General features: G+C 68.9%; 18 protein-coding genes and 1 pseudogene. 8 read left to right on the top strand and 11 right to left on the bottom strand.

All coding sequences use genetic code 11. The features are described 5' to 3' along the window. Positions 1 to 152: 152 nt before the first annotated feature. Positions 153 to 3,008 carry a leucine--tRNA ligase gene (leuS, locus tag MCHLDSM_RS25235; RefSeq protein WP_048472497.1) on the top strand — a complete coding sequence of 952 codons (2,856 nt, stop codon included), beginning with the start codon at positions 153 to 155 and terminating at the stop codon, positions 3,006 to 3,008. Positions 3,009 to 3,105: 97 nt separating this feature from the next. Next, positions 3,106 to 3,963, top strand: a complete 858-nt coding sequence (locus MCHLDSM_RS25230) for a PDDEXK-like endonuclease domain-containing protein (RefSeq protein ID WP_048472496.1) — start codon at positions 3,106 to 3,108, stop codon at positions 3,961 to 3,963. Positions 3,964 to 4,002: 39 nt separating this feature from the next. Here MCHLDSM_RS25230 and MCHLDSM_RS25225 read toward each other — a convergent pair whose 3' ends face one another. Beyond that, positions 4,003 to 4,668: an SDR family oxidoreductase gene (locus tag MCHLDSM_RS25225; protein WP_048472495.1), complete on the bottom strand. Its 666-nt coding sequence runs from the start codon at positions 4,666 to 4,668 to the stop codon at positions 4,003 to 4,005. A 54-nt stretch (positions 4,669 to 4,722) separates the two neighbouring features. Between MCHLDSM_RS25225 and ggh the strand changes: the two genes are divergently transcribed. Next, positions 4,723 to 6,063, top strand: a complete 1,341-nt coding sequence (gene ggh / locus MCHLDSM_RS25220) for a glucosylglycerate hydrolase (RefSeq protein WP_048472494.1) — start codon at positions 4,723 to 4,725, stop codon at positions 6,061 to 6,063. A 3-nt stretch (positions 6,064 to 6,066) separates the two neighbouring features. Here ggh and MCHLDSM_RS25215 read toward each other — a convergent pair whose 3' ends face one another. From MCHLDSM_RS25215 to MCHLDSM_RS25195, 5 genes are all read right to left on the bottom strand, one after another. Further along, positions 6,067 to 6,507, bottom strand: a complete 441-nt coding sequence (locus MCHLDSM_RS25215) for a MarR family winged helix-turn-helix transcriptional regulator (protein ID WP_048420402.1) — start codon at positions 6,505 to 6,507, stop codon at positions 6,067 to 6,069. A gap of 78 nt (positions 6,508 to 6,585) precedes the next feature. Next, on the bottom strand, positions 6,586 to 7,323 hold the full coding sequence (locus MCHLDSM_RS25210) for an amino acid ABC transporter ATP-binding protein (RefSeq protein ID WP_048472493.1): 738 nt from the start codon (positions 7,321 to 7,323) through the stop codon (positions 6,586 to 6,588). Then, positions 7,323 to 9,119 (bottom strand): ABC transporter substrate-binding protein/permease, encoded by a 1,797-nt coding sequence (locus MCHLDSM_RS25205; RefSeq protein WP_048472492.1) that lies wholly within the window; start codon positions 9,117 to 9,119, stop codon positions 7,323 to 7,325. Before MCHLDSM_RS25205 ends, MCHLDSM_RS25210 begins: the two co-directional genes overlap by 1 nt. A gap of 71 nt (positions 9,120 to 9,190) precedes the next feature. After that, entirely contained in the window at positions 9,191 to 9,982 is a 792-nt protein-coding gene (locus MCHLDSM_RS25200; protein ID WP_048472491.1) for an LLM class F420-dependent oxidoreductase, read from the bottom strand. Between the two features lie 47 nt (positions 9,983 to 10,029). Further along, on the bottom strand, positions 10,030 to 12,099 hold the full coding sequence (locus MCHLDSM_RS25195; protein WP_048472490.1) for a PhoX family protein: 2,070 nt from the start codon (positions 12,097 to 12,099) through the stop codon (positions 10,030 to 10,032). 192 nt (positions 12,100 to 12,291) lie between these two features. On the opposite strand from MCHLDSM_RS25195, the gene MCHLDSM_RS25190 reads away from it, so the two are divergent. Further along, positions 12,292 to 13,797 (top strand): Ig-like domain-containing protein, encoded by a 1,506-nt coding sequence (locus MCHLDSM_RS25190; RefSeq protein ID WP_053083079.1) that lies wholly within the window; start codon positions 12,292 to 12,294, stop codon positions 13,795 to 13,797. Here MCHLDSM_RS25190 and MCHLDSM_RS25185 read toward each other — a convergent pair. Continuing rightward, positions 13,774 to 14,670: an Rv0045c family esterase gene (locus tag MCHLDSM_RS25185; protein WP_048472488.1), complete on the bottom strand. Its 897-nt coding sequence runs from the start codon at positions 14,668 to 14,670 to the stop codon at positions 13,774 to 13,776. The two genes, MCHLDSM_RS25190 and MCHLDSM_RS25185, sit on opposite strands and share 24 nt — an antisense overlap. 128 nt (positions 14,671 to 14,798) lie before the next feature. Between MCHLDSM_RS25185 and MCHLDSM_RS25180 the strand changes: the two genes are divergently transcribed. Then, entirely contained in the window at positions 14,799 to 15,941 is a 1,143-nt protein-coding gene (locus MCHLDSM_RS25180) for an enhanced intracellular survival protein Eis (protein ID WP_048472969.1), read from the top strand. 75 nt (positions 15,942 to 16,016) lie between these two features. On the opposite strand, the gene MCHLDSM_RS25175 is transcribed toward MCHLDSM_RS25180, so the two are convergent. The 3 genes from MCHLDSM_RS25175 to MCHLDSM_RS25165 form a co-directional block, all read right to left on the bottom strand. Beyond that, entirely contained in the window at positions 16,017 to 17,105 is a 1,089-nt protein-coding gene (locus MCHLDSM_RS25175) for an inositol-3-phosphate synthase (protein WP_048472487.1), read from the bottom strand. Positions 17,106 to 17,157: 52 nt separating this feature from the next. Beyond that, a complete protein-coding gene (locus tag MCHLDSM_RS25170) occupies positions 17,158 to 17,703 on the bottom strand; it encodes a PadR family transcriptional regulator (protein WP_048472486.1) in 546 nt (181 codons plus the stop codon). Between the two features lie 117 nt (positions 17,704 to 17,820). Beyond that, positions 17,821 to 18,690 carry a DUF1707 SHOCT-like domain-containing protein gene (locus MCHLDSM_RS25165; protein WP_048472485.1) on the bottom strand — a complete coding sequence of 290 codons (870 nt, stop codon included), beginning with the start codon at positions 18,688 to 18,690 and terminating at the stop codon, positions 17,821 to 17,823. Between the two features lie 124 nt (positions 18,691 to 18,814). Between MCHLDSM_RS25165 and MCHLDSM_RS25160 the strand changes: the two genes are divergently transcribed. The 3 genes and pseudogenes from MCHLDSM_RS25160 to MCHLDSM_RS25150 form a co-directional block, all read left to right on the top strand. Beyond that, on the top strand, positions 18,815 to 19,240 hold the full coding sequence (locus MCHLDSM_RS25160; RefSeq protein WP_048420392.1) for a DUF5318 domain-containing protein: 426 nt from the start codon (positions 18,815 to 18,817) through the stop codon (positions 19,238 to 19,240). Beyond that, positions 19,233 to 21,746, top strand: a complete 2,514-nt coding sequence (locus tag MCHLDSM_RS25155) for a transglycosylase domain-containing protein (protein ID WP_407661908.1) — start codon at positions 19,233 to 19,235, stop codon at positions 21,744 to 21,746. The genes MCHLDSM_RS25160 and MCHLDSM_RS25155 overlap by 8 nt, the downstream gene beginning before the upstream one ends. Continuing rightward, positions 21,743 to 23,371 (top strand): annotated as a pseudogene (locus MCHLDSM_RS25150) (glycosyltransferase family 87 protein); the annotation flags it as partial. The gene MCHLDSM_RS25155 and the pseudogene MCHLDSM_RS25150, both read left to right, overlap by 4 nt. Here the strand turns inward: MCHLDSM_RS25150 and MCHLDSM_RS25145 are convergent. Beyond that, positions 23,300 to 24,106 carry a DUF1206 domain-containing protein gene (locus MCHLDSM_RS25145; RefSeq protein WP_048472483.1) on the bottom strand — a complete coding sequence of 269 codons (807 nt, stop codon included), beginning with the start codon at positions 24,104 to 24,106 and terminating at the stop codon, positions 23,300 to 23,302. The pseudogene MCHLDSM_RS25150 and the gene MCHLDSM_RS25145 sit on opposite strands and share 72 nt — an antisense overlap. Positions 24,107 to 24,133 lie beyond the last annotated feature (27 nt).

Here is a 24,133-nt window from a genome sequence, read left to right as displayed (position 1 = left end):
GCACCCGGGTCAGGCGAGCAATGTATCCACGGGCTCGACGCGCTCACCAGGGCTGGAATCGACCTGGGACCAACCCCTGACGCATCCGCAACGGAACCGAGATCAACCCGTGGCCCGCGGGGCCGCCACAGAGCGGCTTATACGCTGATCACGTGACCGACACGCCGACTGCGCACCATGCCGCCGACGACACCCCGCCGCACCGCTACACCGCGGAGCTCGCCGGGGACATCGAGCGCTCCTGGCAGCAGCGGTGGACCGATGCCGGAACCTTCGACGTCGCCAACCCGGTCGGCTCGCTGGCCGCGCCCGACGGCACCCCGGTGCCGGCCGACAAGATGTTCGTCCAGGACATGTTCCCGTACCCCTCGGGGGAGGGGTTGCACGTCGGGCATCCCCTCGGCTACATCGCCACTGACGTGTACGCCCGCTACTACCGGATGACCGGACGGAACGTGTTGCACGCGTTGGGTTTCGACGCTTTCGGTCTGCCCGCCGAGCAGTACGCCATCCAGACCGGGACGCACCCGCGCACCCGCACCGAGGCCAACATCGTCAACTTCCGCCGCCAGCTAGGCCGGCTCGGTCTCGGCCACGATGCGCGGCGCAGCTTCTCCACCACCGACGTCGAGTTCTACAAGTGGACGCAGTGGATCTTCCTGCAGATCTTCAACGCGTGGTTCGACCCGGAGTTGAATCGGGCGCGTCCCATCGCCGAGCTGGTCGCCGAGTTCGAGGCGGGCACCCGGACGACGGGTGACGGCCGGCCGTGGTCGTCGTTGAGCAGCGGTGAGCGGGCCGACGTGATCGACGGCCACCGGCTGGTCTATCTGGCCGACTCGGTGGTCAACTGGTGTCCCGGTCTGGGCACGGTGCTGGCCAACGAGGAAGTCACCGCTGACGGCCGCAGTGAGCGCGGCAACTTCCCGGTGTTCCGGAAACGTCTGCGGCAGTGGATGATGCGCATCACCGCCTATTCGGACCGGTTGCTCGACGACCTCGAGGTTCTGGACTGGCCGGAGAAGGTCAAGACGATGCAGCGCAACTGGATCGGTCGCTCGACGGGCGCCAGTGTGCTGTTCGGCACCTCCGCCGGCGACGTCGAGGTGTTCACCACCCGCCCGGACACTCTGTTCGGTGCGACGTATCTGGTGTTGGCACCCGAGCACGATCTGGTGGACGACCTGGTCGCCGCCGAGTGGCCCGACGGCGTGGACGCGCGGTGGACCTACGGTGCATCGACTCCGCGCGAGGCGGTGGCTGCCTACCGGGCTTCGATCGCGGCGAAGTCCGATCTGGAGCGCCAGGAGAACAAGACCAAGACCGGCGTGTTCCTCGGCGCGTACGCCACCAATCCTGCTGACGGACAACAGGTTCCGGTGTTCGTCGCCGACTATGTGCTGGCCGGCTACGGCACCGGCGCGATCATGGCGGTGCCCGGCGGTGACCAGCGGGACTGGGACTTCGCCACCGAGTTCGGGCTGCCGATCGTGGAAGTCGTTGCGGGTGGCGACATCTCGGAGGCGGCGTACACCGGTGAAGGCCTGATGGTGAACTCCGGTTTCCTCGACGGCATGGACGTGGCGGCAGCGAAGGCGGCCATGACCGAGCGGCTCACCGCCGACGGCCGCGGCCGCGCCCGCATCGAATACAAGCTGCGCGACTGGCTGTTCGCCCGTCAGCGGTACTGGGGCGAGCCGTTCCCGATCGTCTACGACGCCGACGGCCGCGCCCACGGCCTGCCCGAGCACATGTTGCCGGTGGAGCTGCCCGACGTTCCGGACTACTCCCCGGTGCTGTTCGACCCCGACGACGCCGACAGCGAGCCGTCGCCGCCGCTGGCCAAGGCCACCGACTGGGTCAACGTGGAACTCGATCTCGGTGACGGGCCCAAGCCCTACACCCGGGACACCAATGTGATGCCGCAGTGGGCCGGCAGCAGCTGGTACGAGTTGCGCTACACCGATCCGTACAACGGAGAAGCCATGTGCGCCAAGGAGAACGAGGCGTACTGGATGGGGCCGCGCCCGGCCGAGCACGGTCCCGATGACCCGGGCGGCGTCGACCTGTACGTGGGCGGCGTCGAACACGCGGTGCTGCATCTGCTCTACTCCCGGTTCTGGCACAAGGTGCTGTACGACCTCGGGCATGTGAGCTCCCGCGAGCCGTACCGGAGGCTGGTCAACCAGGGCTACATCCAGGCGTTCGCCTACACCGACGCGCGCGGGACGTACGTGCCGGCGGCCGAGGTCAGCGAGCGCGACGGACGGTTCTTCTGGACCGGGCCGGAGGGTGAGGTCGAGGTCAACCAGGAGTTCGGCAAGATCGGCAAGAGCCTGAAGAACTCGGTGTCCCCCGACGAGATCTGCGACAACTACGGCGCCGACACGCTGCGGGTGTACGAGATGTCGATGGGCCCGCTGGAGGCGTCGCGGCCGTGGGCCACCAAGGACGTCGTCGGTGCATACCGCTTCCTGCAGCGGATCTGGCGTCTGGTGGTCGACGAGGAGTCCGGCGCTGTGCGTGCCACCGATGACGCGCTTGACGAGGCCACGCTGCGGCTGCTGCACCGCACCATCGCCGGCGCCGCCGACGATTACGCGGGGCTGCGCAACAACACCGCCGCGGCCAAGCTGATCGAGTACACCAACCACCTGACCAAGCAGTCGGTGACTGCGCGCGCCGCGCTCGAACCGCTGGTGCTGATGGTGGCGCCGCTCGCGCCGCACCTGGCCGAGGAGCTGTGGTCGCGGCTCGGTCACGAGGGCTCGCTGGCCCACGGACCGTTCCCGATCGCCGACGAGCAGTACCTGGTCGACGACACCGTCGAGTATCCGGTGCAGGTCAATGGCAAGGTTCGCAGCCGGGTCACGGTCGCTGCGGATGCCGTCGCCGACATCGTGGAGACGGCCGCGCTGGCCGACGAGAAGGTCGTGGCCTTCCTCGACGGCCGGACCCCGAAGAAGGTCATCGTGGTGGCGGGCCGGCTGGTCAACATCGTCGTCTGACTTGCGATTTCGGCGTGCACAGTCGCGGTAGGCGCGACTGTCCACGCCCAAATCGCGCGGGGTGGAACCCAATCGGCGCCGGTGACGTCCAACCGGTGTGATGAGTGAGTACCTTCGACGGCACGACGGTGTGGTGACACTGGCCCAAGCGCGTGCCGCGGGGCTGAGTAAGCACTCCGTGAGCCGGCATGTCCGGTCCGGGCGTTGGCGACGCTGCTCTGAAGGTGTCTACTTCGCCGACGACAGGCCGTTCACCGACGCGGCGCGGGTGAGGGCAGCCGTATGGAGCTATGGCGACCGTGCCGCAGCGAGCGGTCTGGCCGCCGCGTGGTGGCATGGCCTGACCGGCTTCGCACCTCCGGTGGTCGAGGTGACGGTGCCGCGCGACAGCAACGGCCGCGTGCACGACGGTTCAGTGGTCCGCCGCCGCGATCTCGCTGATCCCGATGTCGACGAGGTCCGAGGCTTGCGCGTGACGGCGGCACCCCTGACGGTGCTCGAGGCCGCCGTGAAACGTCGCGACGGCGCCAAACTGTTCGACGCCGCGCTCCAGCGTGACTTTCACTTGCGAGAGTTGTGGCAGGTTCATTTGCGGAACAAGGGACGCCACGGTTCGCCGGCAGCCCGTCGCCTGCTGCGAGCCGCCGGCGACGGCGCGCGCTCAGAGGGCGAGCGGCTTCTGGTCGGGATTCTGCAGCGCGCCGGCCTTTCGGGGTGGCAGGCGAACTATCCACTCAGCGGCTACGTTATCGACATCGCGTTCGTCGCGGCGAAGGTGGCGATCGAGGTCGACGGGTTCGCCTTTCACAGCGATCACGAAGCTTTCCAGAATGATCGGTTGCGTCAGAACGTCATCTCGGTGGCGGGCTGGCAGATCCTGCGGTTCACCTGGTTGGACCTGACCGAATACCCGGAGCGCGTCTTGGCGACCATCCGTGCCGCGATTCGGGCGTGATGGGTAGCGCCCAGCGCGACTGCGCACGCCGAAATCCCATTACCGGGGGCGGACGATGACCTCGTGGACGTGCGCGTCGCGGGGGGCGTTGATCGCGTCGGCGGTGACGCGGGCGACGGTCTGCACGCTGAGGTACTGCCCGGGGTCGTACTCACGGCCCTCGTAGGCGACGAGATCCTCCTGCATCGCCGTCGCGATGCGGCCGGGGTGCACGGAGGTCACCCGCAGCGACGGTTCGTCGGCGCGCAGCGAGTCGGCGAAACCGCGCAGAGCGAACTTGCTCGCCGAGTACGACGCCAGCCCCGGCGAGGCGTTGATGCCTGCGCCGGAGTTGATGAACACGACGTGCCCGCTCGCGGCGCGCAACGCCGGCAGCAGTTCGAGGGTCAGCGCGACGGCGCCGATCACGTTGACGGCCATCGTGGAGCGCCACTGGTCGACGGTGGTCTCGGCCACCCGCCCGGGGTAGGCGACGCCGGCGTTGTGGATCAGCACGTCCAGCTCGACGATGGGTTCGACGACGGCCGGGATCGCGTCGGGGTCGGCGAGATCGACGGGCCAGGTGGTCGCTCCGAGCCGCCCCGCCACCGCGTCCAGCCGCTCCGAGGGACGCCCCGCGAGGAACAGGGTGTGCGTCGGGGCCAGCGCGTCGGCCAGCGCGGCTCCGAGGCCTCCGGAGGCCCCGGTGATCATGGCAGTCGGCACACGACGACACTACCGACCTGCGCGGCGGGCGAAGAGGTCGCATCATGGGAGGCGATGCCCCACGATCCGAGCTTTGCCCCGACACAACTGGCCGCCCGCGCGGCCTACCTGTTGCGCGGCAACGACCTGGGCACGATGACCACCGCAGCACCGTTGCTCTATCCGCACATGTGGAGTTGGGACGCGGCGTTCGTGGCCATCGGGCTGGCCCCGCTGTCGGTCGAGCGGGCCGTCGTCGAACTCGACACGCTGCTGTCGGCGCAGTGGCGCAACGGCATGATCCCGCACATCGTGTTCGCCAACGGGGTGGACGGGTACTTCCCGGGCCCGGCCCGCTGGGCGTGTTCGGCGTTGTCCCCCGACGCGCCGCGCGGCCGGCACACCTCGGGAATCACCCAGCCGCCGGTGCACGCGATCGCCGTGCAGCGCATCCTCGACCACGCCCGTCGGCGCGGCCGGTCCACCCGCGCCGTCGCCGACGCGTTCCTCGACCGGCGCTGGGGCGATCTGGTGCGCTGGCACCGGTGGCTGGCCGAGTGCCGCGATCAGAGGGGCCGCGGCCGCGTCACCCTGTACCACGGCTGGGAGTCCGGCATGGACAACTCGCCACGCTGGGACAGCCCGTACGCCAACGTGATTCCCGGCGACGTGCCCGAATACCAGCGCGAGGACAACAAGATCAACACCGACGCCAGCCAGCGGCCCAGCGATATGGAGTACGACCGCTACCTCTGGCTGGTCGAGGAGATGAAGGCCGTCCGCTACGACGACGAATTACTGGCCAAGGCCATGAGTTTCGCGGTCGAGGACGTGTTCGTCTCGGCGATCTTCTCGGTGGCGTGCCAGGTGCTGGCCGAGATCGGCGAGGACCACAAGCGCCCGAACGCCGACGTGAAGGACCTGTACTCCTGGGCGGAACGTTTCCGCGCCGGCGTGGTCGCGACCAGCGACGAAAGGACGGGTGCTGCAAGGGATTACGACGTGCGCGCGGAGAGGTGGATCGCGACCGAGACGGTGGCGCAGTTCGCGCCGCTGCTGTGCGGCGGCCTGCCGCACGACCGGGAGCGGGCGCTGATCCGCCTGCTGGAGGGGCCGCGGTTCAGCGGCCATCCCGATCTCGCGTACGCGCTGATCCCGTCGACGTCGCCGGTGTCGCGCGACTTCCGGTCGCGGGAGTACTGGCGGGGTCCGGTGTGGCCGGTGATGACGTGGTTGTTCTCGTGGTGCTTCGCGCGGCGCGGCTGGGCCGAGCGGTCCTCGACGCTGCGGCGGGAAGGCCTGCGGCAAGCCAGCGATGGCACGTTCGCCGAGTACTACGAGCCGTTCACCGGCGAGCCGTTGGGCAGCATGCAGCAGTCGTGGACCGCCGCGGCGGTGCTGGACTGGTTGGGCTGAGCGCTATTCGGCGATGCGCTCGAGCGGCGCGAGGGCCTTGGTCAGTGCGGCGAGCTCGTCCTCGCTGAGCTTAGCGAGCAACTCGGCCAGGTGAGCCTGCCGGGAGGCCAGGGCATCCCGGTGCTGGGACAGGCCCTCGGGGGTGATCTCGACCAGGACCGCGCGCAGGTCCGACGGGTCACGGGACCGCTTGACCAGGCCGAGTTTCTCGAGCCGGCGGATGGCCACCGTGGTGGTCGGCGTGCGGACGCGTTCGTGTGCCGCCAACTCGGTCATCCGCATCGGGCCCTGATCCAGCAGCGTGAGCAGAATGGACAGCTGAGCGAGCGTCAGGTCCCCGGCGGTGGCCGTCTTCCCGGTGTGGCGCAGCACGGACATCACCTTGGCCAGCACGCGCTGCAGTTCGCCCGCGACCTCGCTGACCTGCGTCTCCGTGCCCGTCATAATTTCGCCAGTCTAACCTGTCGGGGGCTTGCGGACCGTCCGGTCAGCGGCTTTGCAGAAAAAAACTTGACAGGTGCGTCAAAGCACCTGCGACAGGAATCGCTGAAGCCGTTCGGTCTCGGCCTTCTCGAAGACCTGCTCCGGGGGTCCCGTCTCGACGACCTGCCCGCGGTCCATGAACACGACCGTGTCGGCGAAGGATCGGGCGAAGTCCATCTCGTGGGTGACGATCACCATCGTCATGCCGTCGGCCCCCAGTTCGGCGATCAGTGCCAGCACCCCTTTGACGAGTTCGGGGTCGAGCGCCGAGGTGGCCTCGTCGAAGAACATCACCTGTGGGGACATCGCCAGCGCGCGGGCGATCGCGACGCGCTGCTGCTGCCCACCGGACAGCGTGGCCGGCCGTACGTCGGCCTTGTGCCGCAGTCCGACCCGATCCAGCTGCGTGAGTCCCAGCTCGCGTGCGGCGTCGGCGTCCAGGCCCTTGAGCCGTCGCGGCGCCAGCGTCACGTTGTCGAGCACGGTGCGGTGCGGGAAGAGCTGAAACTGCTGGAACACCATGCCGATTCGCTGCCGCAGTTCGTCCGGGTCATCGCGCAGCACCGACCGCCCGTCGAGCAGGATGTCCCCACGATCGGGTTCGTAGAGCCGGTTGAGAGTGCGCAGCAGCGTGGACTTGCCCGACCCGGACGGCCCGATCACGGCGGTCGACGTGCCGGCGGCGACGTCGAGGTCGACGCCGCGCAGCACGGCGTTGGGGCCGAAGGACAGGTGCAGGTCGGTGGCGGCCAGCGAGACCGCGGTCGTCGTCGTCATCAGTTCATCTCCTGGGAGGTCGAGGTCAGCAGCGGGTCCTCCTCGTCGGGCCGGCGGCCGCGGCGCAGCCGGGTGTCGATGAAGTTCACCAGGTGGGTGAGGGGGATGGTCAGGGCGAGGTAGAACAGTCCGGCGGCGACCAGCGGTGAGAGGTTGCCGGTCTGCGCGTTGAGGTCGCGGCCGACCTGGAACAGCTCGCGCTGGTTGGCGATCAGGCCGAGGAAGTACACCAGCGACGACGCCTTGAGCAGCGAGATGAACTGGTTCATCAGCGCGGGTAGCACCCGGCGCACGCCCTGCGGGATGACGACGAGCCGCATCGAGGTCGCGTAGCTGAAGCCGAGCGCCCGGGACGCCTCCAGCTGCCCCGGGTCCACGCTCTGGATGCCGGACCGGAAGATCTCGCCGACATAGGCGGCGGCCATCAAGCCGAGTGCGGCGATCCCCAGCGGGTAGGGGTTGTTGCCGGTCAGCTGTCCGACCACCGGGCCGATGCCGAGCCCGATCAGCAGGATGATCACCACTTCGGGCAGGCCCCGGAAGATGTCGGTGTAGATGCGGGCGGGCCAGCGCAGTAGTCGCGAGGTCGAGATCCCGGCGACCGCGAGCGCCATGCCGAGCACGAGGCCGATCACGCTGGCGGCGAAGGTCAGGATCAGGGTGTTGGGTAGACCGGTCTTGAACAGGTCCGGGATGGCCTGCTTGTAGAGGTTCCAGTCCAGGAACGACGCGGCGAGCTGGGACAGTGTCGACGGCGGCGCCGAGGCCTGCGCGGGGGTGGCCTTGGACTGGTTCTCCGCGGCGATCGCGGCGAAGTCGGGCAGCTTCGGTTCGGGTGCGGACTTGGATCCGGGCTTCCAGCCCGGCGGGAGGGCGCGCGGCACCCAGTCGGAGTACAGCCGCGACCAGGTGCCGTCGGCGACGATCGCGTCGAGGCCGGAGTTCAGCGCGTCGATCAGCGGCTGATTGTTCTTGGCGACCGCCCACGCGACGAAATTGTCCAAGCTGAAGGTGTTTTCGACGATCTCGGCGGGGTCACCGGGCTGCACCGTGCCCTGCGCCTGCTGCGACGGCGCGACCCAGGCGTCGAGCTGGCGGGTCTTGAGGCTCGCGTAGAGGGTGCTGTAGTCGGGGAATTTCACGGGCTGCAGCTTGAGGGTGTCTATGACGTAGGCCTCCTGCACCGTGCCCTGCACGACGCCGATGCGCTGACCCGCGGCGAGTTTGTCGAACCCGGTGATCGGCGAGCCCTGAGGAACCACGAGCGAGAAGTAACCGAAGTCGTACCCGTTGGTGAAGCCGACGGTCTGCCGCCGGGCGTCGGTGGTGGTGATCGACGAGGAGCCGACGTCGAAGCGGCGGGACGCCACCTGGGCCAGCAGGCCGGAGAACTCGGTGCCGACGAAGTTGATCTTCAGGCCCAGCTTGTCGGCGACCGCCCGCAGCAGCTCGTTGTCGAACCCGGTGAACTGGCCGGCGGAGTTGATGCAGATGCTGGGCGGCGCATCCGACAGGGTGCCGACCGTCAGCGTGCCCGGGCTGGACAAGCCCAGCGCGTTGACGTCGATGTCCTGCAGCGGACGCACCCCGGGGGTCGTGTACTTGTCCTCGGCGGGACCGGTGGCCGCGGCCGCCAGATTCGTCGGCAGCGCACTGGCGCTCTGCACCCCGGGCGGGGCGCACTGATCCACCTGCGCGCCCGCCGGGGCGGCCAGCCCCATCGCCGCGATCATCGCCGCCACCAGGACCAGAACGAAACTTTTCACGGTCAGGCGCGGTACCCGCTTGCTGCTCATCTCAAGCAAGGTAGTGGGCCGCGCACCGGAGCCGGAAGGTTCGGCTCAATCGGAGTGCAATGCCGCGCGGGTCAGCCCGCCTGATGGTCCCGCCACCGACACAGCGCCTCGGCCTTGGTGAGGTCGTAGTCGGGACCGTTGACGCCGATCGTCAGCAGCGTGACACCGAGGCCGACCAGGGCCTCGGCTCCGGCGAGCATGGCGTCCTCGCTGCCCTCGGGCACGCCCGACGAGCGCTCGATCGCCGAGGGGTCGCGCCCGACGTCCGCGCAGTGCCGGTCGAGCACCTCGGCCTTGCCGGGGTAGGTGGAGCGATCGGTGAAGCCGTGCCAGATGTGGGCGTGTTCGGCGACCAGTCGCAGCGTCTTTTTCTCGCCCTGCCCACCGATCAGGATCGGAATATCGCGCAGCGGAGCGGGATTCAGCTTACCCAGCCGGGATTCGATGCGCGGCAGCGCCTCGGCGAGGTCGTCGAGCCGGCTGCCCGCGGTGCCGAACTCGTAGCCGTATTCGTCGTAATCCTTCTGCTTCCAACCGGATCCGATGCCGAGGATGAGCCGGCCGTCGGAGATGTGGTCGACGGTGCGGGCCATGTCGGCGAGCAGCTCGGGGTTGCGGTAGGAGTTACAGGTGACCAGGGCGCCGATCTCGATGCGGGAGGTCTGCTCGGCCCACGCGGCGAGCATCGTCCAGCATTCGTAGTGTGCGCCGTCGGGGTCGCCGTACAGCGGGAAGAAGTGGTCCCAGTTGAACGCGACGTCGACGCCGATGTCCTCACAGCGGCGCACCGCGTCCCGGATGTGGCGGTATTCGCCTGAGTGTTGTGGCTGCAGTTGCACGCCGATACGCACGGGTCGGGTCATGCCTCAAGATAACCTCTCGCGAGCAGATACAAACGCGCGCAACCGCTCTACAGGCCGATCTGGCCGTTGTCCTTCCACACCGCCACCACCGACGGCCGCGCCGTGCCGTTGCCACCTTCGGGCCAGCGGGACTGCGGGTTGTCGATGCTGTTGTCGTCGTTCTCGCCGGGGTGCTGCACGCACACCGTCACGAGCGTGTCGGTCACGATGGGTCCGCAGGTCTCCGCGCCCAGGGGGACGGTCAGGAACTGTTTCACCTCACCGCGATTGGGGCCGTCGAGCGCGACCGCGAACAGTCCGTCGTTGGAGTCCAGTGCGTTGCCGTCGGTGGAGATCCACAGGTTGCCGTGGCTGTCGAAGGCCAGGTTGTCCGGGCAGGAGATCGGGCTGACCTTGCTCTTGTCGAATCCCGCGAAGTAGGTGTCGGCCGCCTTCGGGTCACCGCACACCAGCAGCAACTCCCAGGTGAAGTCGGTGCCGGCGTGGTTGTCGGTGATCTCGAGGATCTGTCCGCTCTTGTTGTCGTTGCGGGGGTTGGCGGCGTCGGGGGCGGCCTCGCCGGGTGCGCCGCGTTCGTCGTTGTTGGTCAGCGCCACGTAGACCTTGCCGGTCTTGGGGTTGGCCTCGAAGTCTTCGGGGCGGTCCATCTTGGTGGCGCCGGCTTTGTCGGCGGCCATCCGGGTGAACACGGCGGCTTCCTGTGCGGTGACGCCGTCGACCAGTGACTGCGCCTGCCCGCCGGGCCCGCTGCGCAGCAGCGGAAGCCAGGTGCCCGTGCCGCTGAACGACCCCTTCGCCGGCAGCGTGCCGGAGCCGTCGATCTCCGAGGGCGGGATGTCGCTGGAGAGCTTGGCGACGTAGAGCGTGCCCTCGTCGAGGATCGTCATGTTGTGCGCCATCGCGGCCGGATCGGTGCCGGGCTGCATCTTCTTGGCGGAGACGAATTTGTACATGTAGTCGAAGCGCTGGTCGTCGCCGGTGTAGGCGACCACGGTGCCGTCGTCGGTGACGTAGATGGTGGCGCCTTCGTGCTTGAGGCGTCCCATCGCGGAGTGCTTCACCGGGGTCGACGCGGGGTCCCACGGGTTGAGCTCGACGACGTAGCCGAACCGGTTGACCTCGTTGGGCGTCTTCGTCAGGTCGAAGCGCGGGTCGAACGTCTCCCACTTGAGGGCGGTGGGTTCGGCCGCGACGCCGTAGCGGTCCCTGCGGTCGGCATCGACGGGCCCGGGGGCCGGCGCACCGTCGGCGGCGCCGAAGTACTCGTGGAAGTTCTCCTCGCCGGACAGCACGGTGCCCCACGGCGTCACGCCGCCTGAGCAGTTGGCGAACGTGCCCGCCACGGTGCGTCCGGCGGGGTCGGCGGCGGTCTTGACGAAATCGCTGCCGGCCGCGGGACCGGTCAGGGTGAACGGGGTGTCGGCGGTGACGCGCCGGTTGTAGGAGCCCATCACCGGTTTCAGACCGTCGGGGGTGCGCTCCACCTCGACCACGCCCATGCCGACCGCGGCCTGCTCGACCTCGAACTGCTCGCGGGTGGGGGCGTCGGCGTCGAAGCCGGGGAACATGAACTGCGGGGTGACGTATTCGAAGTTGGTGACCAGCAGGAAGCGGTTCTGCCGCCCGGGGATCGGCAGCAACCCGGCGAAGTCGTTGTTGAACCCGAACTGGCCGCGCTGGGCCGCGCCGGTCTGCTTGGCGACGTCGAAGGCGGGCGCGCCGGGAAGGATCGGGTCGCCCCAGCTGATGACGACGGCCTGCCGGTAGCCGTCGGCGACGACGACGGCGTCCTCACTGTTGGGGGCCACCGACGCGAAGTTCATGCCCGGTGGGGGAGAGGCCGGGGCGGGCGCCGACGACGACGTCGGCGCGGGCTGGGTCGGCGAGGAGCACGCCGCGAGCGCGGACCCGGCGCCGACGGCGAGCACCGCGACGCTGCCGGCCTGCAGGATCGAGCGGCGGGACACGACCTTGGCGATGTCGCCGAAGTACTCGTTGTCGCTGCGGTTGGGCACCGGCTTGGAGCACGCGTCGCCGCACTTGTAGACGCAGGTGATGTGTTGCCGACGGGACTTCCCGTCGTGGCTGACGAACAGGTTCAGCGGCACGAGCGCCATGAGATCTTCCGGTTCCTTCCCACGCGGACCTCCGGCCGGGGGCTGCCGGCCGGACCGCCGCACCGTACGACACTCCGACGAGCAGCAGGCGACCAGCGGGTTAACAGCGAGTGTTCAGGAAGACCCCATTTGCTGGTGTTGCTGCCGTTCCCGGTATAGCCTGTCCACCACTGTTGACGAGAGGGTCAAATAGTGACAGGTACAGCCACGAAAGCGCAGCTCGACGCCCGGCCACGCGCGCACTGGCTCGCGCTCGGTGCCGCATCGGCCGGTGTCGGAGCGGCGTTGCTGGGGTTCTCGCTGCTCGGGCCGCAGACCGGCGTCGCCGCGGCGGACGGCACCAGCGAGACCTCGGCCGGTCCGTCGACAGCACACCGGGCCGACGCGGCCCGTACCACCGGGGCGCAGCGACGAGCCGAGCGCCGCGCGGCCCGGGCCGAGACCCGTCAGGCGCGGCGGGCGGTCCGCACGGCCGACGCCGAACCCGCGTCCACCGAGCCGGCCGTCGACACCAGCACAGTCGAACCGAGGACGGCCGTCACCTCGACCCGAAGCACCCTGTTCAACAAGGCACCGACCGTGACCCCGATCCAGCTCACCGGTCAGGTCGACGGTCCGATCACCGGAACGATCGGCGCGAGCGACCCCGACGGCGACCCGCTCACCTACCGGATCCGGCGGTCACCACGCGAGGGCTCGGTGCAACTCGCCGACGACGGGACCTACACCTACACGCCCAACGAGAGGTTCGACGGCGTCGACACCTTCCGCGTCGCCGTCCTCGACGGGAGCCCGTTCCGGCCGTTCGGGACCAGCGCCACGTCACTGATCAACCAGGGCGCCATCACCTTTCAGTTCCGCTACACCGACGGCGGTAACACCTGGACCCCCGAGCGGCAGCAGGCTCTGCAGGACGTGGCCGGACAACTCACCGGATACGTCATGGTGACCAAGCCGGTGACGCTCACCTACGACGTGGGTGTGGAGACCGATGCGGGCAGCCTCGCTTCGGCCGGCAGCGCGCTCACCTCCGGATATGCCGGCTTCTGGCGCACCGTCGTGCAGAACAAGCTGATCACCGGGGTCGACTCCAACGGGTCGGCCGCCGACGGCCAGATCGACTGGAACTTCAGCTACGTCTGGGGATTGGACGACAGCGTCGGCGCCGACGAGTACGACTTCACGTCGACCGCACTGCACGAACTGCTGCACACGCTCGGGTTCCTGTCCCAGATCAACAAGGCCGGAAGCAATACGGGTCGCTCCTGGACATCGTTCGACCGGTTCGTCGTGGCGGCCGACGGTCACAAGCCGATCAGTGCGTTCTACACCTGGAACACCGCCGACAATGCGCGGCTCACCGGCGCCAGTGGGGGCTTGTTCTTCGGGGGCGCGAACGCGGTCGCGGCGTACGGCGGCCCGGTTCCGCTGTACACGCCGAACCCTTGGGAGAGCGGCAGTTCCATGAGCCACCTCGACGACACCACGTTCGTCGGCGCCGACGATCAGCTGATGAACGCCAAGGCCGGAAAAGGCCCCGGCGTGCGGGCGCTGAGCGCGGTCGAGCTGGGCATCCTGAAGGATCTCGGCTATCAGGTGGTCACGCCGCAGAACTCGGCGCTGGCGTTCGCCGGGCTGCTCGTGCTGGTCCGGCGGCGCCGCAGGGCGGGGAGTTCAGTCGGCGAGGACGCCGCGTAGCAACTCGACGAGGACCCGCGGCTGATCGCTCTGCACCGAGTGCCCGGAATCCTCGACGATGTGGACTTGCTGGAATCCCGGTGCGGTGCGGGCGAATTCGGCAGCGTCGTCGTCGTTGACGAAGAACGACTTCGCGCCGCGGATCAGCGTCGTCGGCGTGGAGAGCCGCGGCACGTCGTCCCAGAGGCCCTCGAATCCCTCCGCTTTCCGGATGGAGTCGTAGCGCCATGTCCAGGTGCCGTCGTCGAGCCGCTTGGCATTGTGGAACACGCCGCGCCGCAACGATTCCCGATCGCGGTGCGGTGCCGCCGCCACCGTCACCTCGAGCATCGCGTCGAACGACGGGAAGGTGCGTTCCCCCTGCACGAGAGCGACCGTGCCCTTCTGTGCGTCGGTCATCTGGGTGTGTCGTTCGGGCGCCGACGGTGTGACGTCGACCAGGATGAGCTTGCGCACCAGGTCCGGCGCGGTCACCGCCAACCGCAGTGCGGTCAGACCGCCGAGCGACATGCCGACGACGAGGTCGGCGTCGCCGGCCAGCTCCCGCACCACCGGTTCGACCGCGACCGCGTTGTTCTTCGGCCCGTAGTCACCGTCCTCGCGCCACGCCGAACGGCCATGGCCGGGAAGGTCGATGGCCAGCGCGGGCAGGCCGAGCCCGAGGATCACGGTGTCCCAGGTGTGGGCGTTCTGCCCGCCGCCGTGCAGGAACACCACGCGCGGCCCGTCGTCGCCGTAGCGCAGTGCGCTGATCGGTCCGTGGTCGACGCGGGTCGCCGTCGGCAGTGGCCCCGTCATCCCGGCCTGGGTGGCGTTCTCTTTGAGGAAGATGAATTCCGACAGGCTGGCCAGCTCGTCGTCGCTGTCGTCCATGGGCAAACAGTACGCACCGGCCGATATTGGGATGCGTGCGGCGTGCCGGGTGTGCCACCGTCGAGGCCGTGCACACCGATCCGACGAGCCTGACGTTCCGTAGCGCCGAGGAGGCCGACTGGCCGGCGATGGCCTTGATCACCGCGACGGGGTTCGGGGTCTGGCGGTCCGAGGAGACCGTCGCGGTCTGGCGGTCGATGATGCCGGCGGACAGCGCCGTGGTCGCCTGCGACGGGGACGACGTGGTCGGTACCGCGCTGTTCCTCGACCTCGAGCTGACCGTGCCCGGGGGAGCGGTGCTCCCGATGGCGGGGGTGTCCATGGTCGCCGTCGCGCCGACCCACCGGCGGCGGGGGGCGCTGAGCGGCATGTTCGACGAGTTGCACCGGCGGATGGACGCCTACCCGATCGCCGGGTTGGAGGCCAGTGAGGCGGAGATCTACGGCCGCTTCGGCTATGGAGCCGCGACGGTGTGGGAACGGCTCGAGGTGCACCGCCGCGGCGCACGCTTCCATCCCGCGGTGCCCGATCCCGGCGGTGTCCGCATCGTGCGGCCCGCCGAGCATCGCGCGCAGCTCGAGGACATCGACGAGCGATGGCGGCGCAGGACTCCCGGCGGCCTGCACACCCCGGCCCGGCTGTGGGACGAGATCCTGGCCGACCGCGAGGGGTCGAGAAACGGTGGTACGCCCCACTACTGCCTGCTGCATCCGGACGGCTTCGCGTTCTACCGGCTGCACGGCAGTGACGAGAAGACCACCGTCGAGATGACGAAGCTGGCGGCGGCGACCGCGGAGGCGGAGATCGCGCTGTGGCGCGTGCTGCTGGGCTTGGATCTCAAGGAGATCGTCGGCGTCCACACCCATCCCGGGAATGTGCTGCGCTACCTGCTGACCGACCCCCGGCTGGTCCGCACCACCAACGTCGAGGACGGGCTGTGGCTACGGATGCTCGACATCCCGGCCGTGCTGCAGGCCCGCACCTATTCTGCGGATCTGTCTGTGGTGCTGGAGATCTCCGATGAATTCCTGGGTCGCGGCGGCCGGTTCGCGCTGCAGGTGCGCGACGGCCGTGCGCACTGTGCGCCCACCACCGCAGACGCCGACGTGCACACCGACGTGTCGGTGCTGGGCAGCCTGTATCTCGGGGCGCACCGCGCTTCGTCGTTCGCGACCGCACACCGGTTGCGCTGCAACGACTCTCAGGTTCTCGCCGCGCTGGACGCGGCGTTCGCGGTCGACGTCCCGGCCGAACTGGGTTACGGCTTCTAGCCCCAACGCGAAACTGCGAGGAGATCGGCATTCCGTGATGGAACGCGATCTCCCCGCAGTTTCGGCGAAGAAAGGTCAGCCCTCGATGAACTTCTCGAGCTGATCGCGGGCGATGTCGTCGGCCAGCTGCCTGGGCGGGCTCTTCATCAGGTACGCCGAGGCGGCCTCGATCGGACCGCCGATGCCGCGGTCCTTGGCGATCTTCGCCGCGCGCACCGCGTCGATGATCACGCCGGCCGAGTTGGGGGAGTCCCACACCTCGAGCTTGTACTCCAGGTTCAGCGGCACGTCGCCGAAGGCACGGCCCTCGAGGCGGACATAGGCCCACTTGCGGTCGTCGAGCCACGCAACGTGGTCGGACGGGCCGATGTGGACGTTCTTGTCCTCGATCTTGCCGGCCAGCGAGCCGGACAGGTTGGAGGTGACGGCCTGGGTCTTGGACACCTTCTTCGACTCCAGCCGCGAGCGCTCGAGCATGTTGAGGAAGTCCATGTTGCCGCCGACGTTGAGCTGGTAGGTGCGGTCCAGCGTGACGCCGCGGTCCTCGAACAGCTTGGCCATCACGCGGTGGGTGATGGTGGCGCCGACCTGGCTCTTGATGTCGTCGCCGACGATCGGCACACCGGCGTCTTCGAACTTCTTGGCCCACACCGGATCCGAGGCGATGAACACCGGCAGCGCGTTGACGAACGCCACACCGGCGTCGATCGCGCACTGGGCGTAGAACTTGTCGGCCTCCTCGGAGCCCACCGGCAGGTAGGACACCAGCACGTCGACCTTGGCGTCCTTGAGCACCTTGACCACGTCGACGGGCTCGGCGTCGGACACCTCGATGGTGTCGGCGTAGTACTTGCCGATGCCGTCGAGCGTCGGGCCGCGCTGCACGACGATGTCGGTCGGCGGCACGTCGGCGATCTTGATGGTGTTGTTCTCGGAGGCGAAGATCGCCTCGGACAGGTCGAAGCCGACCTTCTTGGCGTCCACGTCGAAGGCGGCGACGAACTTCACGTCGCGCACGTGGTACTGGCCGAGCTTGACGTGCATCAGGCCGGGAACGCTGGCGTTCTCGTCGGCGTCCTTGTAGTACTGCACGCCCTGCACGAGCGACGACGCGCAGTTGCCCACGCCGACGATCGCAACCCGAACGTCATTGCTTGCGGTCATGACGACTTCTCCTCTTGTCCTACGTCACTGCTGGTATGGGTGGTACTCGAGCTCAAATCTGTTCGGCACGTCCCTGCGCCGACTTCTCCGCCGCGATCAACTCGTTGAGCCATTTCACTTCGCGCTCACTGGACTCCAGCCCCAGCTGGTGCAGCTGTTTGGTGTACCGGTCGAACGAGTTGCTCGCCCGCGCGATGGCTTCACGCAGACCTTCCCGACGCTCTTCCACCTGACGGCGGCGACCTTCCAGGATCCGCATCCGGGCCTCGGCCGGTGTGCGGTTGAAGAAGGCGAGATGCACTCCGAAGCCGTCGTCGGAGAAATTCTGGGGTCCGGTGTCGGCGACCAACTCGGTGAACCGCTGCTTGCCGGCATCGGTGAGCTGGTACACGCGGCGCGCACGGCGCACCTTGACCGTGCCTTCCGGCGCGGCGTCCTCGACGATCAGGCCGTCGGCCTGCATGCGCCGCAGCGCCGGGTAGAGCGAACCGTAGGAGAAGGCACGGAACGCACCGAGCAGGCCGGTGAGCCGCTTACGCAACTCGTAGCCGTGCATCGGCGCTTCCAGGAGCAACCCCAGGATGGCCAGCTCGAGCATCCGGGCACCCCCTTCTCATGATTCGCCGCTAGGACGATCCGACACGTCGCGCAATAGTATCGCGCCGATATATTGAGCGCTACACGGGTGCGCCGCGCGATGGCCGTCGGACGCCCCTCAGGCGCTGGGATAACTGACGCGCTTGATCGTCAGATCGCCGTTGAGCTCGATGTATCCGCTGTTCCCGAAGTTCGGCGAGACGTAGATGCTGAGCTCGATGCTCTCCGGCGGCGCGGTCATGTCGCTGTTCGGGTCGATGCTCAGATAGGTGGTCTTGACTTCCGTCGGGTCGATCCCGAGCGTCTCCGGGGCGCCCCGCAGGATGCCCACCAGCTTCGGCACGTCGAACGCGCCCAGGTCCACCAGGCGGGCGTCCGAGCCGGCGCTCGTCTCGCTCGGGTCGTCCCAGCCGCCGCGGTAGGAGTAGTTCAGCACCCGCCGGGGCTCGGTGGGGTCGGGACGTTCCAGCGAGGCGTAGTCGGAGTAGATGGTGAGGCTGTAGCCCTTGGTGTCGCCGAACTTCTGCTCCATCTGGGTGAACAGCCCGGTGAGCCCGCCGAGGGAGTGCAGTTGCCGTGGCGGGGTGAGCACCGTGGCGGGGATGCCGTCGGCCTTGGCGCCCGGGTCGGAGGTGAAGTTCAGCGGTGAGGGCGTGTTGCCGTACAGGCCCCATCCGATCGCCACGCCGAGCAGCACCAGCACCGACGCCATCGCGATCCGGATGCCCCAGCCGCCGGGCAGCGTGGGCAGCTGCCGGGGCGGTTTGCGCAGCTGGGTGGGTGCGTTGGCGGTCTGCAGGTCGGAGACCAGATCCTGCAGCTGGCCGAGCGTGGCGGCGTTGGTGGCGGCCTTCACCCGCTCGCCGTGCTCGGTCATCGACAGCTGGCCCTCGGCCAGCGCGGTGTCGAGGATCTGACACGTGTCGGTGCGGTCGCTGTCCTTTGCCCGCGTCCACGTCGTTCCGCGAGCCGAGCTGCCAGAAGCCACGAGAGATGATCGTAGGAGTTGAGTCCGCGATCCCGCAGGCCAGCGCGGATCACGGCGGGGTCGGGGCCGACCCGGGAGCCATGTCACGCGTCCACGGCCCGGGCGTCGACGTACTCTGGTCTGCGTGCGATTGCAGCGACAGGTGGTGGACTACGCCCTGAGGCGGCGGTCCCTGCTGGCGGAGGTCTACTCGGGGCGCACCGGCGTCACGGAGGTCTGCGACGCCAACCCCTACCTGTTGCGCGCGGCGAAGTTCCACGGCAAGCCCAGTTCGGTGATGTGCCCGATCTGCCGCAAGGAACAGCTGACCCTGGTGTCGTGGGTGTTCGGTGACCATCTCGGCGCGGTGTCCGGATCCGCCCGCACGGCAGAGGAGCTGGTCCTGCTGGCAACCCGTTACGACGAGTTCTCGGTTCACGTGGTGGAGGTGTGTCGGACCTGCAGCTGGAACCATCTGGTGAAGTCCTACGTGCTCGGCGCGGTGCCGCCCCCCAAGGGTTCGCGCCGCACCCAGACCGCGCGCAGCAACGCGCGGACGGCCAGTGAATAGCGACGGGCGTCACGACCGATCAGCCGACAGTGCCCGCGATGGGCGCAGGGCGGCCGACGGTGTGAACGCGCGACCCCAGCACCGTGCCGACGCCCCCCGGCGCCGGCCGCCCGGCCCGGATGCGCCGCGTCCGCCCCGGCCCGCTCCCGACGACCGGTTGACCACCGTGCTGCCCCCGGTGCGCGACGAGCGCCCCCGCCATCTCCAGGATCCGATCGACGCCGTCAAGCGCGCGCTCGACGGCGGCCCGCCCAAGCAACCGCCGCCCCCGGGCCGACCGCCCGGCGGCGGAGGCCCTCCTGGCGGTGGTGGTCCGCCGGGACGCAAGCCCACCCTGCGTGAGCAGATCAGCGGCAAGTGGGTGCGCCGCAGCCTGATCGCGATGGCCGCGGTGCTGATCGTGCTGCCGCTGCTGACGTTCGGGATGGCGTATCTGATCGTCGACGTGCCCAAGCCGGGTGACATCCGCACCGCGCAGGTGTCGACGATCCTGGCCAGCGACGGTTCGGAGATCGCGAAGATCGTTCCGCCGGAGGGCAACCGGGTCGACGTCAACATCGACCAGATCCCGGTGCACGTGCGCGACGCGGTGATGGCCGCCGAGGATCGGGACTTCTACTCCAATCCGGGCTTCTCGTTCACCGGCTTCCTGCGCGCGTTCAAGAACAACATCTTCGGCGGCGACCTGCAGGGCGGGTCGACGATCACGCAGCAGTACGTCAAGAACGCCTTGGTGGGCGATGCGCGCTCCGGCGTGGGCGGGCTGATCCGAAAAGCCAAGGAGCTGGTCATCTCCACGAAGATGTCCAGCGAGTGGTCCAAAGACCAGGTGATGCAGTCGTATCTGAACATCATCTACTTCGGCCGGGGCGCCTACGGGGTGGCCGCCGCGTCGAAGGCGTACTTCAACAAGCCGGTCGAGCAGCTCACCGTGGCCGAGGGCGCGCTGCTGGCGGCGCTGATCCAGCGGCCGTCGGCACTCGATCCGGCCGTCGATCCGGAAGCCGCGAACGAGCGGTGGAACTGGGTGCTCGACGGCATGGTGCAGATCGGCGCGCTGTCCGCGCAGGACCGCGCGGCGCAGGTGTTCCCGCCGACGATCCCGAAGGACGCGGCGAGCACCCAGAACCAGACCACCGGGCCGAACGGGCTGATCGAGCGCCAGGTGACCAACGAGCTGATGGACATCTTCAACATCAGCGAGCAGCAGCTCAACACCGAAGGCCTCCAGGTCACCACGACGATCGACCCGAAGGCGCAGTCCGCCGCGGTCGACGCGGTCTCGGAGTACATGGACGGCCAGGACCCGGACATGCGCACCGCGGTGGTGTCGATCGACCCGAAGACCGGTGGCGTGAAGGCCTACTACGGCGGCTCCGATGCCAACGGATTCGACTTCGCCCAAGCCGGGCTGCCCACCGGATCGTCGTTCAAGGTGTTCGCACTCGTCGCGGCGCTGCAGCAGGGCATGGGGCTGGGCTATCAGGTGGACAGCTCGCCGGTAACCGTCGACGGCATCAAGATCACCAACGTCGAGGGCAGCAGCTGCGGCACCTGCAACATCGCCGAGGCGCTGAAGCGGTCGTTGAACACCAGCTACTACCGGTTGATGCTGAAGCTCAAGAACGGTCCGCAGGACGTCGCCGACGCCGCGCACCAGGCCGGCATCGCCGAGAGCTTCCCCGGTGTGGAGCACACCCTGTCCGAGGACGGCAAGGGCGGCCCGCCCAACAACGGCGTCGTGCTCGGCCAGTACCAGTCCCGGGTCATCGACATGGCCTCGGCGTACGCGACGATCGCCGCGTCGGGCGTCTACCACAAGCCGCACTTCGTGCAGAAGGTCGTCAACGCCGAGGGCACGGTCCTCTTCGATGCCAGCCAGGAGGACAACTCGGGCGAGCAGCGCATCGACAAGGCGGTGGCCGACAACGTGATCGCGGCCATGCAGCCGATCGCCGGGTACTCGGGAAGGGCGCTGGCGGGCGGGCGCCCGTCGGGGGCCAAGACCGGCACCAACCAGCTCGGTGACACCGGCGCCAACCGGGACGCGTGGATGGTCGGCTACACGCCGTCGCTGTCCACCGCGGTCTGGGTGGGCACCACTGACGGCACCAAGCCGCTGGTGAACGAGTCTGGCGGGGCGGTGTACGGGTCGGGTCTGCCGGGGCAGATCTGGAAGGCGACGATGGACGGCGCCCTCGACGGCACCGACGACGAGTCGTTCCCCAAGCCCGAAGAGATCGGCGGTTACGCGGGTGTGCCGCAGGCGCCGCCTCCGCCGCCGTCGACCACGGTTGCGCCGCCCCCGTCGGAGACGGTGATCCAGCCGACGCTGGAGATCGCGCCCGGCATCACGATCCCGTGGGGCCCGCCGACCACCGTGCCGGCCACGCCGGCGCCGGCCCCCGTCGGGGCCCCGCCCGGCCCGGAGGTCGTACCGGGGGCGCCGCCGCCTCCCGGTGCCCCGGTCCCGGTCGCGCCCGGCGCTCCCCCGCCGCCTCCGTGACCTCGCCGGGCCCTCTCGCAGACGATCTGCGGAGCCTCGACGATCGCGATTTCCCCAGCCGCACCGACACTCTCGGTGCCGCGCTGGCCGGCACCATCGGCGGCCCCGTCGGTCGGCACGCGCTGATCGGCCGCACCCGGTTCATGACCCCGCTGCGGGTGATGCTCGTCATCGCGCTGGTGTTCCTGGCGCTCGGCTACTCGACGAAGGCGGCCTGTCTGCAGACGACGGGCACGGGCACCGCCGATCAGCGGGTCGGCAACTGGGCGAACAACCGCGCCTACTACGAGCTCTGCTACTCCGACACCGTGCCGCTCTACACCGCGGAACTGCTGAATCTCGGGAAGTTCCCGTACAAGTCGAGCTGGCTGGAGACCGACGAGAAGGGCAGGCCGCGGCTGCAGTACGACGGCGCCCCCGCGGTGCGGTACATGGAGTATCCGGTGCTGACGGGGATCTACCAGTACCTGTCGATGTCTTTGGCGAAGACGTACACGACGCTGACGAAGCTGACGTCGGTGCCGATCATCGCCGAGGTGGTGATGTTCTTCAACATCTCCGCGTTCGGTCTGGCGCTGGCGTGGCTGACGACGGTGTGGGCGACGGCCCTGCTGGCCGGTGCGAGGCGCATCTGGGACGCCGCGCTGGTGGCGGCCTCCCCGATCGTGGTCTTCCAGATCTTCACGAACTTCGACGCGCTGGCGACCGGGCTGGCCGCAGGCGCCATGCTGGCGTGGGCGCGCCGCCGGCCGGTGCTGGCCGGGGTACTGATCGGGCTCGGCGTGGCGGCCAAGCTCTACCCGCTGCTGCTGCTGATCCCGTTGACGCTGTTGGCCGTTCGCACCGGACGCCTGCGCGAGGTCGGTAAGACCGCGCTGACGGCCGCGGTGACCTGGCTGGTGGTCAACCTGCCGATCATGGTGCTGTTTCCGCGGGGCTGGTCGGAGTTCTTCCGGCTCAACACCCGCCGTGGTGACGACATGGATTCGATCTACAACGTGGTGAAGTCGTTCACCGGGTGGCGGGGCTTCGATCCCGAACTCGGGTTCTGGGAACCGCCGGTGGTGCTCAACTCGATCACCGCCGCGTTGTTCGCGGCGTGCTGCATCGCGATCGGCTACATCGCGCTGACCGCATCGCGGCGGCCTCGGATGGCGCAGCTCGCCTTCCTGGTGGTGGCGGCGTTCCTGCTCACCAACAAGGTGTGGAGTCCCCAGTTCTCGCTGTGGCTGGTGCCGCTGGCGGTGCTGGCGCTACCGCATCGACGGGTGCTGTTGGCCTGGATGACGATCGACATGCTGGTGTGGGTGCCGCGGATGCTGTATCTGTTCGGCGAGCAGAACAGGGGTCTGCCCGAACAGTGGTTCACTGCCACCGTGCTGCTGCGTGACATCGCGGTGGTCGTGTTGTGCGCGTTGGTGATTCGACAGATCTACCGGCCGGAGCTGGATGTGGTGCGGCGGGGCGGGGTCGACGATCCGGCGGGCGGGGTGTTCGACCGGACACCGGATGCGTATCCCGCGTGGCTGCCGGACTGGCTGCGCCCCCGCGCATCACATCCGGGCCCAGCGCGCCAGCGCGAAACTGTAGAGGCCGTAGGCGGCGAAGCCCAGCGCGGCGAACATCAGCAGCGCGTCCCCGGAGTTCGCGGCGCCGAGGGTCTGCACGGCGGCGTCCAGTCCGGCCGCCTTGGCCGGATCGGCCCGGACGGCGGCGACGATCACCAGCATGCCGGCCAGCGAGTAGACGACACCCTCGGCGACGTAGCCGTACACCCCGAGCACGACCACCAGCCGTCCGCCCGAGATGGTCAGGTCGTCGACGAATCGTCGTGAGGCGCCCTTGTAGGCGTAGTAGCCACCGATGACGGCGATCACCGCGCCGACGGCGACGAGCACCGTGCGACCCGAGAACGATTGCATCAGTTGGGCACTCAGGCCGGTGTTCTGCTCACTGCTGGTCTCGCGGCTGCCGATTGCGAACCGCACGCAGGTGTAGCCCACGCTGCAGTAGACGGCCAGCAGGCCCAGGGCTTTGAGCCGGTTGCCGATGCTCGCGTCGCGGGGGTCTCGCCCGCCTTCGGCCGGATGCAGTCCGAGCAGCGCCTCGGTGAGGCGCCAGGCGGCCAGCGGGATGAGCGCGGCGGCGATGGCCCACAGGATGAGCACCCCGTCGGTCGCGGCGGCCAGCGTCGCCATCGCTCCGGAGGGGTCGGCGTGCCCGCCGCGGCCGATCGCGATCCGGGCTATGACGTAGGCGATCAGGAAGTGCAGCGAGCCACTGGCGAGGAAGCCGGCCCGGGCCGCCCGGCGCACCCCGTCGTGGGCCACGATCCGGTCGACGAGCGGCGGCCGGACCATGGCTGCGCTCTACCCTCGGGCGCTGCC

It is taken from the genome of Mycolicibacterium chlorophenolicum (assembly GCF_001044235.1).
GTDB lineage: Bacteria > Actinomycetota > Actinomycetes > Mycobacteriales > Mycobacteriaceae > Mycobacterium > Mycobacterium chlorophenolicum.
This window is presented reverse-complemented; position numbering and strand designations above follow the sequence as displayed.